We start from the raw sequence: 14,718 nt of genomic DNA, 5'->3' as shown, positions 1-14,718 counted from the left end.
CCACCGGGTCACAAGCAGCCGGTAGGGGGTGAGGCCGGGGGCTACTACTTGGTGCCGACCGTGCGCAGTGTGGCGAGCACCAGTGCCCGGGTCACGGTGACGATGTCGCTCACGCGGACCTGTTCCTGTGGACCGTGTGCGAGGCGTACGTCGCCGGGGCCGTACTGCAGTGTGGGGATGCCCGCCCCGGAGTACAGCCGCAGGTCGCTGCCGTAGGGGGCGCCTCGCTCAGAAGGTCGCGGGCCGCCGGTGACGTCGGCGTGCGCGTCGGCGACCTGGGCCGCAAGCGGATGCCCGACTGGCAGCCGTCCGCTGGCGAACTGCCCGCCGGGCCACGTCACCGTGGCGGGGTGGGAGCGCAGCCAGGGGTCGGCCGCGCAGGCTTCGGCCACGCACGCCTCCAGTTCGGTGCGTGCCTGGGCCGGATCCTCGCCCAGCCGGACGCCCAGTCTTCCCTCGGCCACCAGCAGGTCGGGCACGCTGCTGGCCCAGTCGCCGGAATGAACGGTACCGACGGACAGCGGGTAGGGGATGGGGTACTCGGACATGAGCGGGTCGGCGCCGACGTTGCGGCGGGCTTCCAGATGGGCGAGCGCGCGGTGGATGGGCAGGTATGCGTCGATGGCGCTCACTCCCACGTATCTGGTGCTGCCGTGGGTGGCCCGGCCGGGCACTTGGATGCGAAAGGTCAGGGCGCCGGCGTTCGCAGTCATGACCGCGCCGCTGGTCGGTTCGGTGATGATGCAGGCGTCGCCGGTGTGGCCGCGTTGGAGGGTGCCGAACGCCCCGAGTCCGCCGTCCTCTTCGCTGACTACGAAATGCGCGGACACCTGGCCGCGCAACCTTGCGCCCGCCTCCCGTATCGCGGCTAGGGCGGCGAGTATCGCCACCACCCCCGCCTTCATGTCGCACGCTCCTCTTGCGTGCACCACGTCCCCGGTAACCCGAGGGCGGAAGGGGTCACCCTCCCAACGCGCCAGGTCTCCGGAAGGGACGACGTCGACGTGCCCCTGGAGGATCAGGGTCGGCCCGTCGCCCTGGGGCACCGTGCCGCCCACCAGGCCCCACGCCTCGGTGCGCGGGGCCTCGCTGCCGGGAAAACGGGGATGGTCACGTAGCTCGGGCAGGTTCATGGACCACAGATCGACATCGAGGTCCATCCGCTTCAGATGCCGGGCAAGGACGTGCTGAACCTCGGACTCCGCGGCGCTCCCCGTCACGCTCGGAACAGCGAGAAGTTCCAGCAGCAACCGGGCGATGGCTGCCTCGTCCACCGCGGCCAGGGCCGAGGCTTCCACACCGCTCAGGCTTGCTGTCATCTCAACACTGCTCCCAGCACGTGACATCAGGACAAGCCGGAGACTATGTTCGACGGACAACGCAAGCAATCGCCATTTGCTGCTGTTTACTATCACTTTCTTGCAATGTCAGCGGGCCTGTGGTCATTTCTTGCGTTGGTCCGCAGGTTCTGACGTCTGGAGTGAGGTCATGGACGCCATCGATCAAGCGATCATCCGGTACGTGCTGCACGACGCGCGGGCCACATACGCCCAGATCGGCAAAGCGTCCGGGCTGTCCGCGCCCGCCGCCAAGCGGCGTCTCGACCGCCTCGTGGCTACCGGAGCAATCCGCGGTTTCACCGCTCTCGTCGATCCTCAGGCGTTGGCCTGGCACACCGAGGCTTTCGTCGAGGTCTACTGCACAGGCAATCCCACCCCCGCCGAACTGCGCCAAGCCCTGGAGGCCATCCCCGAGGTTGTCGAAGCCTGTACCGTCTCGGGCGCCGCCGACGCAGTCGTCCACATGCTCGCCAGAGACATCCCCCACCTGGAACAGGCCATCCAACGCGTGCGCGCCACCGCTCCTGTGGAACGGACCGAGAGCGCCATCGTGCTCTCCCGGCTGTTGAACCGGCCTCGCGTGTGATCGACACCGTGGGACCACTGCGAGTGCCGAGGCTGGCGTCCGCCGACCTCGGGCCGACGCAGCAGACCGGTGGTCGCCTCGGTGGCTACTGACTTCCTCGGGTTGTTCTCGGCAGCTGGGTGAGGGTCAGTCTGGTGCAGGCCAGGCAGGCGTCGATGAGGCCGGGCCGGAGCTGGATATGACGTAAGCCCCGGCGGCGGGTGCATTCGAGGTGCTCGTCGTAGGCGAAGGCGGTGTTGGCTAGCAGTCCGCGCCGTAACAGCGACCAGACACGACGAAGCCGTCGCCTCTCGGCGGTCAGCCCGCCACCCTGCGCGTACCGCATACCACCGGCCTACCGCAGGGATCACCACCTGTCGCCGCCCCCGACAACACCCCGAGGAAGTCCCTAGGTGGTCAGGGTCCGGGCCGGCTGCCAGGTATGGGTGTGCAGCCCTGCGTCGGGCGGTCTGGCGCAGGGCCGCGAGGAGAACCGGGTGCTCAGCGGTGAACCACGCGAGTGCCTGGGCGTGGTCCGTGATCCGCAGCCCCGCTCGCGCCCGGCCGCGGCGAGGACACCGCCGTGGTACTCCGACAGTGGCGACGTCGACGAGCGCCTCCCCAGGAAGTCAGGGAGCAGCGCTCGCCATCGCGGCTGACCAGGCGTCATGTGCTGGATTCAGAGGGCGGAGTCCAGACGTTCGCGTTGCTCGACGGTCAACTCGAGGGACACTCCAGCGATGGCCTCGTCCACCTGCTCGACCGTGCTGACGCCGACGATCGGCGTGACGGCCGGGCCTCCGGTCAGCCATGCCAGCACCACCCTGTTGCGGTCCGTGCCGGTCTCGGCGGCGACCTCGTCGAGCACCGCGAGACGGCGGGCGGTGCCCGGATGGTCGTACTCGGCCGGCAGCCGCCTGTCCGTACGGGTGTAACGGCCGCTCAGCAGCGGGGTGTACGCCCACAGCGCCATGTCCGGATGGTGCTCGAGATAGTGGACCACCTCGTCGGTGACCGCACCGAACCGGTGCACCACGGTGGGCCGGGTCGCGGGCCGCGGCTGCAGGTAGGTGTGGTGCTGCTGCACCGCGGTGAAGCCGGTACCGCCATGGGCCCGCGCGATCTGCCGGGCCCGCTCGACCTGCCAGACGGGGTAGTTGGAGCAGCCGAGGCGGCCGACCGTACCCGCGGAGACGAGCTCGTCGAACGCCGCAACCGTCTCCTCCAGCGGCGTGACCGGATCGGGTTTGTGAGCCCAGTACAGGTCGATGTGGTCCGTACCGAGTCGCCGCAGGCTGCCCTCGATCCCGTTCTTCACGGCTCCGGCCGAGAGGCCCTCGGCCGTCTCCGGGAACCGCCCGGCCACGGTCGGCTCACAGCCCACCTTGGTACTGATCCTCACACGGTCGCGGACGCCCGGTCGGCTTGCCAGCCAGCGGCCGAGCAACTCCTCACTCTGGCCGCCGAAGCCAGTCGGATCCGCCCAGAACGCGTAACAGTTGGCAGTGTCGATCCAGACGCCCCCGGCGTCCACGAAGTGATCAAGGATCTCGAACGATCGGCGCTCGTCCTGAACCGTGCCGAACAGCATGGCGCCCAGAGCCAGGTTGGTAGTCATGTCCCTCACGGTAGGCCGATTCGGATCGGCGGTACGCTCCAATCTTGTGGCCATTTCCCAGACCAATCTCGCGTGGGCGACGCTGCTGGACATCGGTCCTTCGGAGCACGGTGGCGCCCTCCGCCTGCACGATCGTCTGGCGCTCGCGCTGCGCACCACGATCCGGGACGGCCGGCTGACGGAGGGTGCCGCCGTGCCACCGAGCCGGGCGCTCGCCGAGGAACTCGGCTGCTCCCGCTGGGTCGTGACGGAGGCTTACGGGCAACTCATCGCGGAGGGGTTCCTTTCCGCGCGGGTGGGTTCCGCCACCCGGGTCTCGTGGTCACCGGACGCCTCGCCGACACGGCCTCGTGCGCGGCGCGTTCCGGCGCAGACAGCGATCCGGTACGACCTCGCGCCCGGTCTCCCTGACCTGCGGGCGTTTCCGCGGCGACGCTGGGCGGAGGCCGTCCGGGCGGTCACCGGCTCGGCGGTCCACTACGACCTCGGCCTGCCCGACCCCGCCGGGCACGCGGAGCTGCGTACCACCGTCGCCCAGTACCTGCGGCGCTCGCGCGGCGCGGACGCCGACACCACATCGGTGTCCGTGTGCGCCGGTGTCACCGACGGGTTGGTCCGCACATGCCGCGCGCTGCACGCCCGGGGGATCACCGACCTGGCAATGGAACACCCGGGCTGGAGGAGACTGCGGGACGCCGCCACCAGTACGGGACTGCGTGTGCATCCGGTGCCTGTGGACGGCGACGGCCTCCGGGTCGAGGACCTCGTACGTACGTCGGCCAGGGTGGTCGTCGTCGGCGCGGCCCACCAGTTTCCCACCGGCACGGTTCTGTCGCCGCGGCGCCGGGCCCGCCTGGTGCGCTGGGCGCGCGAGACGGACGGCTTCGTCATCGAAGACGACTACGACGCCGAGTTCCGCTACGACCGTCATCCGGTCGCCGTCATACAGGGCATGGAGCCGAGCCGGGTCTTCCTCCTTGGCTCGGTCAGCAAGACGCTGTCACCGGCCCTCGGCCTGGGCTGGCTGGTCGCGCCCACCGCGATGGCCCAGGCACTCCGGAGCGCGAACCCGGTCGCCGCCGCGCCGCCGGTGCTTGACCAACTCGCACTCGCCACCTTCATCGAACGCGGATGGTACGACGCCCATCTGCGGGCGGCACGGCGCCGGTTCCGCTCACGGCGCGACCTGCTGATCCGCACGCTCGCCGCCCAGGTACCGCAAGGCCGGGTCGCCGGCACCGCCGCCGGGCTCCACGTCCTGCTGCACCTACCGGACGACACCGACACCCGCGGGACGGTCCGGGCCGCGGCCGCCACCGGACTGCGCCTGACGGACCTCGACGACTACCGGGTGCACCGGTCGGCCGAGCGCGCGCTCGTACTCGGGTACGGCAACATCAGCGACACGGACATCGCCCCAGCCGTCGCGCTCCTGCGTGAAGCACTGAGTTCACCGTCGACCTCGGGGCCGCCTGGTACAGCACAGTCGGGTGATGACGGTCTCTGACGCTTCACCTATCCACTCACGGAGACCGTCCTGCGTACTGGTGGGGAGCTGAGCACGATCTTCGAGGTCCGATTCGGCGGGGTGACCGAGCCGGTCGTCATCAAGATCTATGACGATCAATGGCGGTGGAAACAGGAGAAGGAGATCTACGTCTACCAACTGCTTCAGCAGCACGCTGTCGGGCCGGTGCCCGCCGTGTTGCACCGTGGGGACACCGACAACGCGCTCGAGCGCTGCTACACGGTGATGACGATGCTCAGGGGCCGGCCGTTGTCCGCTGTGAGCCACGCCCTGGACAGGGCATCGCTGCGGGAGATCTACCGTCAGATCGGGGGCTGCATGGCTGCGGTCCACCAGATCCCGCAGGACAGCTACGGATACCTCACCACGCAGGTCCTGGATCCCGAGCCGACGAACACCGCTTATATGACACGGCAGTTCCACAACAAGCTCAGGGAGTACGCCGATCACGGGCGCGATGCGGCGCTCACGACGGGCATCGAAGCGAAGGTCGCTCGGCAGACCGAGCTGCTCGGCGCGTGCCGGCACGCCGTGCTGTGTCACAACGACTTCCACGAGGGCAACGTCCTGGTAGCCGAGGACGGCGGCGGATGGCAGGTCAGCGGCTTCATCGACGTGGAGAACGCGATCGCTGCGGATCCCCTGATGGACTTTGCCAAGACCGACTACTACTCCGTCCACGACGACCAGGACAAACGCGGGGCGCTCTGCGACGGATACGGCAAGCTGCCCGCCGACTGGAGCGAGCGGGTCGACCTGTACCGCCTCTACCACGCTCTGGAGCTGTGGGACTGGTACGCCTCCATCGGCAACACGCCTCCGCTGGAGGGCATCACCGACGACATCCGGCGCATGACGGCATGATCTCCTCGCGATGACGTGCGCTCTCCAGCCGTCCTGCCGTCCTGCCGTCCACGCCGTCCAGGACACAGGTCAGGGCGAACAGTTGGCATGCCATGCGAGCGGTCGATGGTCAGCCTCAGCCCGTGATGGAGTCCAGTTGCTCCGCTGCCGGGCGCAAGAGCCACAGATCTCCGCCCGGGGGCTCCTCCAGGGAGGGCACGGCCTTCTGCGCCTGCCTGTCACCTGCGTCGGCGGCCGCATGCACCACGTCGGTGGCCGCGTACCGGTGGAACTCCAGCTCCGGATGCGGCCAGGCGGCGGCCGCCGTCGCCGCGGGCAGAAGGTAGTTCACCGCTTTGAACAGGCTCTGTCCGTCGGGGCCCCGGTACTTCCACAGGTTCACGCCGACGTGCTTGCCGATGGCTGCCAGGCGTGTGTAGGCGACCAGGTCGAAGGTCGAGTAGTGCCAACTGCGTGTCCGGGTCAGCTCCTGGGGCTGGCTGCCGTCGGCGGCGATCTGCGGGGCGATGCGAAGGCTCCGTGCGTCGAGGACTGTCCGGCGGGTGAGATGCCTGTCGCCGGTCGCGTAGGCGAGAGCTGCGACGTGCATGTCGTGGAAGGTGCCGTGGTTGTTGGTGGCGGCGGCCTCCTGCTTGCCGAAGTCGCTGTACCTGAGCCAGCTGAGAAAGTCCTTGTTCCACTTCGCCATGCGGGTGCGGTCCGTCCTGGTCCAGCCGGGGGCGCCGGAGTTCAGGATGGCGAGCGCGTCGAGGACGGCGGTGTACGACTGGGAGAAGTCGATGATGCCGATGGCGCGGCCGTCGTACTTGCAGGGGATGAACTGTGCGTGGTTCAGGTGCGGGTTCATCCTCGTGGCGGGGTCGAGGAACCAGGTGCGCAGTATCTGTCCGGCCTTTCCGGCGTACCGCTCGTCGCCGGTGTAGTACCAGGCGAGGGAGAGGTCGTACGTGGAATCGAAGACCTTCTCGACGTCCCGGCGATCGGTACCGGAGTCGACCTCGGGGTTGCGCTGTCCGTCACGTTGGACGTACGGGCAACCCCACGGATTGCCGGACGTCGGCGGTTGTGATGGCCACCAGTACGGGGCTTGACTCAGGTAGTCGTGGACGTCGCCGCTCGGTGCCGGCCTGGGTTTGTCGACGACCGTCCAGGGGCCCTGGCTCAACCATCGGTCGGCGCGGGCGGTCAACACCTTTGCGGCCCGGCGCAGTTGTGGGTCGCCGCGGTCGAGGCGCTGCTTCGCCTGCTGCAGACGGTTGCCTTCGAGGACGGTGGTGTGCGGAGCGTCGGGCACGGGGTACGTCACCTCCGCCGAGGCATGGGGTACTGCTGCGGCGGTGATCACGGCCAAGGCCGCCAGGAGGACACCCAGGCGCGAGCGAGTACTCATCGGGCACTCCAATCATGTACGTGAATCACGGAGTTGAGATCCTTGCGACGGGCAGGGATAGCCGCCCGTCGCTGCCACTAGCGGAGTGCTTGGCTCATCGGCACTCGCTCCTACACTGGAATTCATGTAGATGAACAGGGTTCATGAATGCGTCGGCCGTGAGCATGCCACGTCCATCCTGGAGCGGGAAGAGGCGTGCATGGCCAAACTCGACGGCGAGCGTCCCGTGGGCACTGACAAGAGGCTCGCGGTCCCGGGCGCAGAAGAGGTGCTGCAGCGTCGCTGTGGGAGCTGAAGATGGCGAGGCCCGGGCCACCGTGGTGGTGGGCCCGGGCTCGGAGGGAGGGGGCGCGAACGGTCGGCCGTTACGGCAGGCCCCAGGCCCCGCCCGGCTCGCTGATCGCGACGGGTGCGATGCCGAGGTCGGGGCGCGAGCCGGAGTGGACGAGTACCTCACGGCCCCGAGGCAGGTCGATCTCGAGGGTGCCGTCACCCCGGTCGCGGGTGCGGGCAGGGGTGCCGTCGTCCAGCAGCACCGTGAGGGGTCCGCTGAGTCCGTGACGGAGTGCGAGCGGCTCGCCCGCCAGGCTCCTGATCCGGATGAACCGGGTCGTCCCCGCCTTTCGCACGGCGCTCACCAGGAAGGCGCCCTGGGTGCGGAAGTCGTGCAGGGTGAGGTCGGCCCAGGCCGACGGCACGGCTGGGAAGACGCGGATCACGCCGCCCCAGCTCTGACAGAACATGTCGTGCAGGGACTGCGAGGCGGACAGCGGGGTCTCGATGACGGGCCCGGCTTCCGTGTAGTGCGTGTTGGGGCGGCATGGATACCGGGTGGTGGGGTCGAAGAGTTTCCGCAGGTACGTGATCGCGGTGTCGCCGTCGCCGGTCATCGCGTACATGGAAGCCGCCCCGGTATAGCTGTATCCCCGGTGGGCACTTGGCAGCGCCTGCCAGCGGGCCACCGACTTCGCGATCAGCTCGCGATGTTCATGCTGCTCCCAGTTGACGAGGTACAGCGGGTACACCATCAGCAGATGCGAGTAGTGCCGGTGGGACTGTGCGTACGGGGTGTCGGCGCCGATCATGAAGCCGTTGTCGTCAACCGGATACGGCGCCAGTTTGGCCAGTACTTCCTGCCAGCGTGGGATGAGTTGGTCTTCGATGCCGAGCCGTGCGGCGGAGTCGATGAGCGTCTGGCAGCCCCAGCGGATCAGGGCCAGGTCGTAGTTGGTGTCCTGCGGCGGCACGACTGGGTATTCGGGCGAAAGCGTGCTCGGAAGGTGGAGTCTGCCGTCGCTGCCGGGGGTGAGGAAGTGCAGGTAGTAGTTGATCGCCCGGCGCAGAACCGGGAAGAGCGTGTCGCGCAGGAGTGCCTCGTCCATCGAGTGCCGGTAGGACAACCACACGTTGTGCAGGGCCCAGGTGAGGTTGCCGGCCTCGGGGCCGGTACCCGGCCTGCCGACACCGCGGTTGGCGAACATGTCGGAGCTGCGGCCGACACCGGAGCTGTCCGCGCGGTAGGCGGCCGGTACGTTGGCGATGAGCTGTTCCTGGTTCTGCCGCAGCGTGGTGGCGCGCGGGCCAGGGGGTGCGCTCCAGCCATGGCCCGCAGGTTGCCATGACAGGGCCGCCCGCGCGGCTGGCGGAGGCGACCTTGTAGAGCTGGATCCAGTGGAAGCTTTGCAGCCGTTGGTCGGGGAAGGAGACGAAGCTCTTCCGGTAGAAGTCGTGCCACCAGCGGGTGTGCCTTCGTCTGAGCGCGCGGTATGACGTCGCGCGCTTGAGGCTGCGCAGCGAGGCGGTCTCGGCGGCCGTGTCGGAGGGATGGCTGTGCCCGACGCTGAGCAGGAGTTCGTCGCCGGTGCGACGGTACGCGGTGGCGGTCTGGCCGCCGGTGAGGGGCTGGAGCACCTGCTCGGTGCCGTCGTCGGTGGTGCGGGTGGTCCAGGGCGGATTCGCGGTGTAACCGGCTGGCGGGGCCTCGCTGATGTGCCGAGGGCTGAGGGCGTCTTCGGGGTGGAACGTCCAGGTGGCCTGTTCGTCGCCGTCCGCTGTCGCGCGGGCGGCGAAGACCGCGTCGTGGACGAGGGCGCTGAGGGTGAGTGTGCCCGCGGTGGTGGTGATGGTGCCGGTGAGTTCGGCGTTCCACAGGCTCAGTCGCCAGTCGACCTCGGTGATGGTGCCGACCGGTTCGAGCGTGAGGTGTCCCACGGGAAGACGGCAGGTGCCCCAGCCGCTGCCGAACTGGGGCCGATGGTCCTGGACATGGCCGTGCTGGACGGTGAACCGGATCTGGTTGGCATCCGGTTCCTTGTAGATCATGCTGCCGAGCAGTCCGTCGCCGAGGAACGGGGCTTCGTACCAGAGAGTGGGCAACCTGGTCCACAGGAGGTCCTGGCCGCGCAGGAACCGTTCCCAGGCACCGTCGGTGGTCATGGTGTTGCGGAGCTTCCAGGGGCGTGAGCGTCTGCCGCCTCCGGTCACCGTCGCGGTGCTGGTTGACGGCGCATCCTGTGTCGACTGGTCGGCATACGCGGTCCCTGGTAAGGCTGCTGCCGCTCCGCCCAACGCGGTGCCGAGTACGGCTCTGCGGGGCAGCGGCGAGTGCTTCTCCTGCTGTGAAGTCATTGCCGTCCTCCAGGCCTGACGGGTTGTTGGATACATCGGGTGTATCGCGGCAACCTAAAGACGTTCCGTGTACCTGTCAACGGCATGGCTGATGTCTTATTGGGCCCTGTTCGCCCAATGTTCGGGCGTGACTGGTCGTCTTGCCTTGCATTGACAGCTCTGCAGAAGCACTTGACTCCTCCGATGTATTGAGGTTCTCTGCACTCGCGCTCGGCACCTCCAGGCACTCCAGGCGCGGCGGGTGACTGACACCTGACCGCCGCGGGCGCACCCGTATCCGGCCTACGGCACCGCCGACGGATCAGCGCTTCGCCGGTGCCGGGCCCCAGATGGCGGCCGACACGAACGAGCTCCACTCCCGCACCGGAAAGGACCACAGGATGAACAGAAGAGCTCTTTTACGAGCCGGGGCCGGCCTGCTGGGCGGTAGCTCCGCGCTCGCCCTGTCGCAGGCTCCGTCAGCCTCCGCGGCGGCCACTGCGCCGGCCGCCGATCCCACCGACGGCTGGACGCAGACCTCCTTCACGTACAGCTGGCAGAAGCCCTGGAACCTCGACCTCAGCGACCGTCACAGCTACAGCGGCGGCGTCCACCGCATGTGGGTGTACGCCACCGACGAGCCGTTCGAGGAGGGCAACTCCACCGACCCGCGTACCGAGATGCGGTGGAAGGTCGACTACACGACGGGCAACCGCATGTGGGACGCCGACGTCTACCTTCCGTCGGGCACGGACCACGCGTCCTTCGTCCAGATCCTGCGTGGCATTCACCCTTCGGGCACCCCCGCCACCGACATCATGCTCAACGCCTACAAAGCAAACGGTGGCACCGTGCGGCGCTATGACGGCACGGTGCTCAAGACGGGTGCGTACGACACCTGGTTCAACGTGAAGATCGCTCACCAGGCGAGCAGCGGGACCGGGACCGTCAGGGTCTACTTCGACGACTCCCTCGTCCTGACGGTCGACGACCGGGGTCCCGCCACCCGCTACTTCAAGAACGGCGTGTACAACCATGGTTCCGGCCGAGCCGAGGCCCGTTTCCGCAACATCCGTTACTGGAGGAGATGAGCGCACTGCGCGCTGACGGCCGGCCCCGGCCCCGGCCTGATGGTCGGTTCGATCGCTCGGCCGGTCATGGCGGAAGGCGGGATCACGACCGAATTCTCCTCACATCCCGCCGGCCGTCGCCCGTCCACTCCGCCGCTTCCGTCACCGGAGGGAATTTCCGGAAGGCTGCCAAGGGGTGCTGCGCCAGGCCCCGTTGCCCCGTCGCGCGCATGCCCGGTCGGCAGGGTCGATGCGGGCGGCCGGGGTCAGCAGGTGACGACCTTGCCGTAGGAGCCGCGGCCCCAGTTCCACTCCCACGATTCTCCCCTTTGGTAGGTCAGGCAGGGGGAGTCGTTGCCCCAGTCGATGACGACCTTCAAGTGCATCGCCTCGTCGCACGTGTTGGTGACCTTCACGTACTTCTCGTGCTTGATGACGTCTCGTTTGACGCAGGACGGTGCGGTACCCATGACCTGGGCCTGCGACGCGTGGGCGTCGGTGGACGCGGTGAGGAGCGAGGCGAGCGCGGCAGCCGCGATGAGCGCGGCCGCAGCCCGCCCCTTCCGGGCAAAAGGACGCATGGCGTGAGCATTCGTACGGATCATGAGGCCACAACTACAGGACACCCCGGGCGTCGCAGCCGTCCTCTCCGGACGGACCCCCCGAACGAGGTACACGCGGCGCTGGATGGGTGGCTTGCGGCCGCCGAGTGATCTGCAGGTGTCCGTGGGGCCCCGGCGACCGCGGGACGGCCGCATCTGTTGCCGGCCTCGACCTGAGGCTGGTTCGCAGCGTCAGGTCAGGACCAGCCAGCGGTGTCCGTCGATGAGTTCTCGTGCCGCGTCGAGGTGACCGGCATGGCAGGCGGTCTCGGTGATGACGTGCAGCAGGACGTCGCGCAGGGTGTGCAGATGAGGTTCGCCGAACAGGTCGTGCGGCCACCAGGCCAGTCCGGCACCGGCAGGGGTGCTGCGGATGACGGCGTCGGCAAGCTGAGTCTCCTGCCGGTATCCGTCGAGTACATCGACGGCAGGCACTTCCGGTGCCACCCTCCAGGCCTCGTCGCCGCTCGTCAGACCATGGATGACGTGCTCGTCCCCGGGGGAGTTGCCGCACTCTCACGCTCCCCTGCAGTGGGGTCTCTCACGCGCTCTCGCCCTGGCAGAACTCAGTGAGTCTGCCAGGGCGAGCCGGACCGGTGGCACTCCCGTACGGTCACCGGGACCCGCGGACGGTCTGCCGACGACAGCCGGCCCCGTGCGCCCGGCGAGGGGTGAGCACAGCGCGGGAGTGCGCTGGTCAGGAGGAGATGCTCAGCGGGTGAAGGTGACCCGGTTCTCCTTCAGGGCGGCGCAGTTGGAGCCGGACACCTGGGTGTAGATGTTGTTGATGTGGCCACCCCAGTTGACGCAGAGAGCCTTGCCGTACACGTAGGCCGGACCTGCGTACGAGGTGTAGTGCCCGTAGTCCTCAGCGGAGTCCCCCGTGTCCGGGATGTAGATCCAGGTGGACATGTCCACGGCCGCGCCCGGGTTCTTGCGGATGGTCGCGACACAGTTCTTGCCGTTGGAGGAGTTGTACGTCAGGTAGACGGTGCCGAGCGAGCCGATGGGAGCCGAGTTCACGGTCTTGTAGGCACTTCCGCAGACCTTCTGCGGGGTGGTGTTGGGTGCGGCTGACGCGGGCGACGCGAGGGCCGTGGTCGCGCCCATCGCCAGAGCGGCGAAGGCGGCGGCGGTCAGAACGGAACGGTTGGATCTCATTTTTCCCCCTTGTGATCTTTGGAGTTGGTTGCTCCTGCTTGGTGTGACACGCGAACCATCGGAAGGGTTGTGCACCGTCCGCAGAAGATGCGAAGTCCTGAACGTCCGTCCGTGCAGGGGGATTTGAACGCCGCTGCGCGGAGGCCGCGCGGTAGGTTGCCCGTATGCCCTCTGCACTTGTGGTCGGTTACGACCCGCACTCGATACCCGGCGTGGACAGCGCGGCCCATCGCGGAGCCCTCGATGCGGAGCTGGCCCGGTTCGGTGAGCACGGCATCGACGCGGCCATGACGCTGGTCGTGTTCGACGAAACGGCTGAGCCGACCCTGGTTGCGTCGCTGACCGAACGGCCATGGGATGTCGTGGTCGTCGGCGGCGGGATCCGCAAGGCCGAGCAACTGTTCCTGCTCTTCGAGCAGATCGTGAACCTGATCCGCCGCCATGCGCCCCAGGCCGCCATCGCGTTCAACACCAGTGGCGGGGACAGCGTCGAGGCCGCACAGCGCTGGCTCTGAGTTCCGCTGTCCGATCGCATCCTGTGTCACCTGCGACGGCTGCGGGAACGCGGGAACGGCATCACGCGGCCGGAGCGAAACCGGCCGATGGAGGAGAGACCGACAGATCGCGACACGGGAGACACCCACGCATGAACACGCCACCAGTGGCCCCTGAAACGCAGCGGACTGACGGATCAGCGGTCCGGATCGGCGCTCTCGTCCCGCTCACCCGGCCTGGCTGGGTCCAGGCAGGCCGACATCTGCTCGCCGGACTCGAGCTGGCCGTCGGCGAAGTGAACGACACCGGCGGCATCGCCGGAAGGCCACTCGAACTGCTGGTACGAGACACCGCGGCTGATCCGCGGAAGGCCACTGAGGCGGTGGACGAACTGGCCCGCCTGGGAGTCGCCGCCTTGGCAGGGGAGTACCACAGCGTCGTAGCTCGCGCCGCTGCCGGCAGGGCCGACGCCCTCGGCCTGCCGTTCCTCTGCTCGTCCGCGGTTCTCGACGCTCTCACCGAACAGCCGACGGAATGGGTCGCGCGGCTCGCGCCGCCGCAGTCCCACGGGTGGCAGATCTACGCGGACTTCCTCCTCGGCTCGGGCCACAACCGCATCGCCGTAGCTACCCAGCCGAGTGTGTACTGGGCTTCCGGGACCCGCGTACTACGGGAGCACCTCATTCCACGCGGCGGCACCGTCATCGAGCTCGACATGAGCGAGCTCACCCCTGCGGCCGTGTGCGACGAACTCGTCGACCATCGGGCGACAGCCCTCCTCCTTCTGGTGGGCCACCCCGATCCGGCCGTGGACATCGTCAGGTCCGTCCGCCGGGACCAGCGCCTCGCCGAGCTTCTGATCGGTGCGCCGGCGGGGCAACCGGAGTTCGCCACATGGGCGGAGTTGCTGGGCGACGACTGCGCCGCGATCCCGTTCCTGCGCTACTTGCCCGAGCGCCTCAGCCCTCTCGGTGCACGAGTCGAGACGGCTCTGCGTGAGCGGCTGACCGACGCGCCCTCCTTCGTCGCCTACGAGGGCTATGACACGGTTGTCGTTCTCGCTGACGTGCTGCGTTCTCACGGCGGGGACCGGGCGCGCACCGCCGAATCCTGGCCGCGCGTCGCAGTCGAGGGGACCCGCGGCCGGATCCAGTTCTCCCGCGTGCCGGGCATCAACGTCTGGCAGTGGGCCTCGGCGCCGGTCCAGGTCGTTGATCGTGATCCGGTACGGCCCGATCGCTTTCGAATCCTTCACACCGGCTGAGACAGCACGGAGATCCGACCGAACGGATCTGTCCGACCGGATCGCCTGAACCGGATCTGTCCGAAGCCGAGGCTCTCTGCCGGGACGCGGGTCCGGGGAGGGCTGATGGCTCGCGGTACGCGAATCGGCTCCGCCCTGGGGTGGGGCGGAGCCGATGGGGTGGTGTGGGGTCAGGCGTGGCTGCGGCGGCGGTTTCCGGTGATGACCCGGTAGA

General features: G+C 68.4%; 12 protein-coding genes and 1 pseudogene. 6 read left to right on the top strand and 7 right to left on the bottom strand.

From position 1 onward, the window contains the following. Positions 1–44: 44 nt before the first annotated feature. Complete coding sequence (locus KUF83_RS18530) at positions 45–1,319, bottom strand: ArgE/DapE family deacylase (protein ID WP_254644050.1); 1,275 nt, start codon at positions 1,317–1,319, stop codon at positions 45–47. A gap of 169 nt (positions 1,320–1,488) precedes the next feature. Between KUF83_RS18530 and KUF83_RS18525 the strand changes: the two genes are divergently transcribed. Next, a complete protein-coding gene (locus tag KUF83_RS18525; protein ID WP_030049525.1) occupies positions 1,489–1,926 on the top strand; it encodes an Lrp/AsnC family transcriptional regulator in 438 nt (145 codons plus the stop codon). A 658-nt stretch (positions 1,927–2,584) separates the two neighbouring features. On the opposite strand, the gene KUF83_RS18520 is transcribed toward KUF83_RS18525, so the two are convergent. After that, a complete protein-coding gene (locus KUF83_RS18520; protein ID WP_217455833.1) occupies positions 2,585–3,523 on the bottom strand; it encodes an aldo/keto reductase in 939 nt (312 codons plus the stop codon). Positions 3,524–3,569: 46 nt separating this feature from the next. On the opposite strand from KUF83_RS18520, the gene KUF83_RS18515 reads away from it, so the two are divergent. Together KUF83_RS18515 and KUF83_RS18510 are read left to right on the top strand one after the other, a co-directional pair. Then, positions 3,570–5,030, top strand: coding sequence for a PLP-dependent aminotransferase family protein (locus KUF83_RS18515; RefSeq protein ID WP_217455832.1), 1,461 nt, complete (start codon positions 3,570–3,572; stop codon positions 5,028–5,030). An 81-nt stretch (positions 5,031–5,111) separates the two neighbouring features. Beyond that, positions 5,112–5,915 carry a phosphotransferase family protein gene (locus KUF83_RS18510; protein ID WP_217455831.1) on the top strand — a complete coding sequence of 268 codons (804 nt, stop codon included), beginning with the start codon at positions 5,112–5,114 and terminating at the stop codon, positions 5,913–5,915. A gap of 115 nt (positions 5,916–6,030) precedes the next feature. On the opposite strand, the gene KUF83_RS18505 is transcribed toward KUF83_RS18510, so the two are convergent. Both KUF83_RS18505 and KUF83_RS18500 read right to left on the bottom strand, forming a co-directional pair. Further along, positions 6,031–7,305 carry an alginate lyase family protein gene (locus tag KUF83_RS18505; RefSeq protein WP_217455830.1) on the bottom strand — a complete coding sequence of 425 codons (1,275 nt, stop codon included), beginning with the start codon at positions 7,303–7,305 and terminating at the stop codon, positions 6,031–6,033. 365 nt (positions 7,306–7,670) lie between these two features. Next, positions 7,671–9,933: pseudogene (locus KUF83_RS18500) on the bottom strand (Tat pathway signal sequence domain protein). A 380-nt stretch (positions 9,934–10,313) separates the two neighbouring features. Between KUF83_RS18500 and KUF83_RS18495 the strand changes: the two are divergent. Next, complete coding sequence (locus tag KUF83_RS18495; protein WP_217455829.1) at positions 10,314–11,003, top strand: polysaccharide lyase family 7 protein; 690 nt, start codon at positions 10,314–10,316, stop codon at positions 11,001–11,003. A gap of 245 nt (positions 11,004–11,248) precedes the next feature. On the opposite strand, the gene KUF83_RS18490 is transcribed toward KUF83_RS18495, so the two are convergent. From KUF83_RS18490 to KUF83_RS18480, 3 genes are all read right to left on the bottom strand, one after another. Further along, entirely contained in the window at positions 11,249–11,563 is a 315-nt protein-coding gene (locus KUF83_RS18490) for a hypothetical protein (protein WP_217455828.1), read from the bottom strand. 213 nt (positions 11,564–11,776) lie between these two features. Then, positions 11,777–12,058 carry a DUF664 domain-containing protein gene (locus KUF83_RS18485; RefSeq protein WP_374106099.1) on the bottom strand — a complete coding sequence of 94 codons (282 nt, stop codon included), beginning with the start codon at positions 12,056–12,058 and terminating at the stop codon, positions 11,777–11,779. Between the two features lie 237 nt (positions 12,059–12,295). After that, positions 12,296–12,745, bottom strand: a complete 450-nt coding sequence (locus tag KUF83_RS18480; RefSeq protein ID WP_217455827.1) for a spore-associated protein — start codon at positions 12,743–12,745, stop codon at positions 12,296–12,298. Between the two features lie 164 nt (positions 12,746–12,909). On the opposite strand from KUF83_RS18480, the gene KUF83_RS18475 reads away from it, so the two are divergent. Together KUF83_RS18475 and KUF83_RS18470 are read left to right on the top strand one after the other, a co-directional pair. Beyond that, positions 12,910–13,260: a hypothetical protein gene (locus KUF83_RS18475; protein ID WP_217455826.1), complete on the top strand. Its 351-nt coding sequence runs from the start codon at positions 12,910–12,912 to the stop codon at positions 13,258–13,260. 131 nt (positions 13,261–13,391) lie between these two features. After that, positions 13,392–14,504, top strand: coding sequence for an ABC transporter substrate-binding protein (locus tag KUF83_RS18470; RefSeq protein ID WP_217455825.1), 1,113 nt, complete (start codon positions 13,392–13,394; stop codon positions 14,502–14,504). Positions 14,505–14,718: the final 214 nt, after the last annotated feature.

Origin of the sequence: Streptomyces sp. BV286, assembly GCF_019090165.1 — a bacterium.
Lineage (GTDB): Bacteria > Actinomycetota > Actinomycetes > Streptomycetales > Streptomycetaceae > Streptomyces.
Note: the sequence above shows the minus strand (reverse complement) of the source record. Positions and strands in the feature narration are given on the sequence as shown.